Below are 2,290 nucleotides of genomic sequence, written 5' to 3'. Positions count from 1 at the left end.
ATAACGGCCTGACTCCGAAGGAACTTCGGGATCAAGCCGCATAAAACGTCTAATTAAAATTTCTGAGATTTTTGTTTTTCATCGGTGCACTTGACAGGGACCCTATCACAATAACGCTTAGTTTTTCCATAAATAATAAGTATAAAGAAAGACTCAATTTGGTTGTTGCACTTGCCAAATTGAGTCTTTCTTTAGGATTTGCTATGCTGAATGTAGCCAATGACGGCCGAGTTACTAATGGGCGACTGGCTGGGATTCTTGTTGGGCCCGATCTAAATCAACGCTGATTTCCCGGACGACTGTCCCGGGATAGGCAGCTTGGACTTTTCTGACAGCCGTTGCATTAGGCAATATATATTGGTCAAATAAAATTAACCCTAAAGCTAAAGCCCCATTAGCTGTGGCTTCAGCTACACCATTGCCTTCAGAGATAGCCCCAGGGACATCGGGAAAAGTAACCGTATATTCGCCTTCAGGATTTTCGAGATCACTTAGAACAGCCGGATAGGTGACGCGTCTAGACATAGAATCGCTCCTTTAGATAAGTTCTGATTGCTTTAGCATAGCCATTATCAAGGTGCGTGTCCAGCAATTTATTTTGAAGATTTTAAATAAAACAAAGTGGGAGGGATAGCCGTGATTTTCTTGTTATTATTTGGCATATTCGAATTGATTGCGGCCTTTCAATTCAGCCGGGGTAAGTGGTTGGGGATACTAGCAGGTAGTACCTTTGGCCAGCGGAATGTGACGCTACCTAAGAAAAACAAGTGGTGGGTTGTGCTGTTCAATGGCATTATGGGTATTTTTTTCATTCTGATTTATATTTTGGATTATTTTGGCATTCATGCCCGGTTATTTTTCGGCACTTTTACAGCAATTGTCATTATTTATGCAGCAGTAGCTATTGTGCGGGCGATTCGGCATTGGATTAAGTACGGGGACTATTGAGGAGGACTGAAATGATTATCATTTATGTGATCAAATGTAGTCATTCATAGTCAAATGTCAACATCAAAGTCTCATGGTCAGTCGACGAGTTTGGGGTTTAATTTTTTTCTATTTTTTGAGCACGAAAGAAGACAAACACATATTCGATACGGTATCCTATAGAGTATAGGAGGTGGATCGAATGCCAGTCAAAACTCACAAGATCAGATGCTATCCTAATGCTGAAATGCGCACTGTTATTGCTGAACTGATGGACTACAACCGTTTCTGTTGGAACCAGGGCTTAACGACCTGGAATGATATGTATGAAGCTTCTCTTGTCATGGATGATAAGAAATTGCGGCCCAGTGAGCGTAAAGTCCGCAACGAACTAGTATTAGACAAAGCTGACTGGCAGCATCAACGGTCCGCCCGTGTACTCCAAACTGCTATCCATCGCTTACATCAGGCCTGGCAGAATTTCTTCAATCCCAACATGCCAGACGCCCACAGACCCAAATTTCACAGTAAGCGTGATTCGAAGCAAAGCTTTACAACAGATCGGGCAACCGTTAGGGGCAAGTTCCTGAAGTTGGATCATCCCCATGAGACCAAGCATCACTTCACTGCTATCAAGTTGGCTGAAACCTTGCGTTTTTCTGGCATGATCAAAACCGTGACGATAACCAAGCGCGGGGACAAATTCTACGCCTGCATCGCTGTTTCAGTTGCAGACACGTCACGGCCGGCTTTTTACGAAAGTTGGGATATAGCAGGCATTGATCTCAATGTGGGCCATATTAACTGGAATGATGGCGAAGTAAATACTTTTACACCACGGATGGCGGTGCTGCATCAACGGGTCAAGGTTTATCAAAAACGTTTGGCGCGGAAACGGCGTGATAATCCCAGACATTTTCGGTCCAAGAACTACCAACGGACCCAGGCAAAGCTGAACCGGACTTATCAAAAGATTAATGCTTTACAGGATGATCTGATCCATAAGTTCAGCCAGCAAATCACCCAAGCTTATGCTGTCCTCTGCTTAGAGGACCTCAACGTTCGCGGCATGAAAATGGCCAAAAACAAGGTCAAAAACCTGCAGCGCAGTCTCTTTCGCCGCCTACGCACGGCGATCGAATATAAAGCTGCTTGGCAGCATCAACATGTGGTGATTGCGAACCGTTTCTTTCCGTCCACCCAGCGTTGTTCGAACTGCGGCTTTATCAAAACTGCCGACAGTTATGGCGGCAAGATGACGCTTCAAGGCGATAGTATCTACCATGATCATGATACTTACCGTTGTTACGAATGCGGTGCAGTGTTTAACCGAGACGAAAACGCGGTTCAAAATTTAATCGCA

Annotated in this window: 3 protein-coding genes; 2 read left to right on the top strand and 1 reads right to left on the bottom strand. The window is 44.4% G+C overall.

Annotated features, from left to right (window positions below):
* Positions 1-234: 234 nt before the first annotated feature.
* Positions 235-525, bottom strand: coding sequence for a type II toxin-antitoxin system HicB family antitoxin (locus FC83_RS10150; RefSeq protein ID WP_035453420.1), 291 nt, complete (start codon positions 523-525; stop codon positions 235-237).
* 111 nt (positions 526-636) lie between these two features.
* Here FC83_RS10150 and FC83_RS10145 point away from each other — a divergent pair, with 111 nt between their 5' ends.
* On the top strand, positions 637-948 hold the full coding sequence (locus FC83_RS10145) for a hypothetical protein (RefSeq protein WP_035453418.1): 312 nt from the start codon (positions 637-639) through the stop codon (positions 946-948).
* A 181-nt stretch (positions 949-1,129) separates the two neighbouring features.
* A partial coding sequence (locus FC83_RS10140; protein WP_201782566.1) for an RNA-guided endonuclease InsQ/TnpB family protein occupies positions 1,130-2,290 on the top strand: 1,161 nt, incomplete at its 3' end.

The sequence above is a fragment of the Agrilactobacillus composti DSM 18527 = JCM 14202 genome (assembly GCF_001436375.1).
Taxonomy (GTDB): domain Bacteria; phylum Bacillota; class Bacilli; order Lactobacillales; family Lactobacillaceae; genus Agrilactobacillus; species Agrilactobacillus composti.
Note: the sequence above shows the minus strand (reverse complement) of the source record. Positions and strands in the feature narration are given on the sequence as shown.

Excerpts from the sequence above, each read along its gene's own strand:
- FC83_RS10150 (WP_035453420.1), bottom strand. The coding sequence starts at position 525 with ATGTCTAGACGCGTCACCTATCCGGCTGTTCTAAGTGATCTCGAAAAT.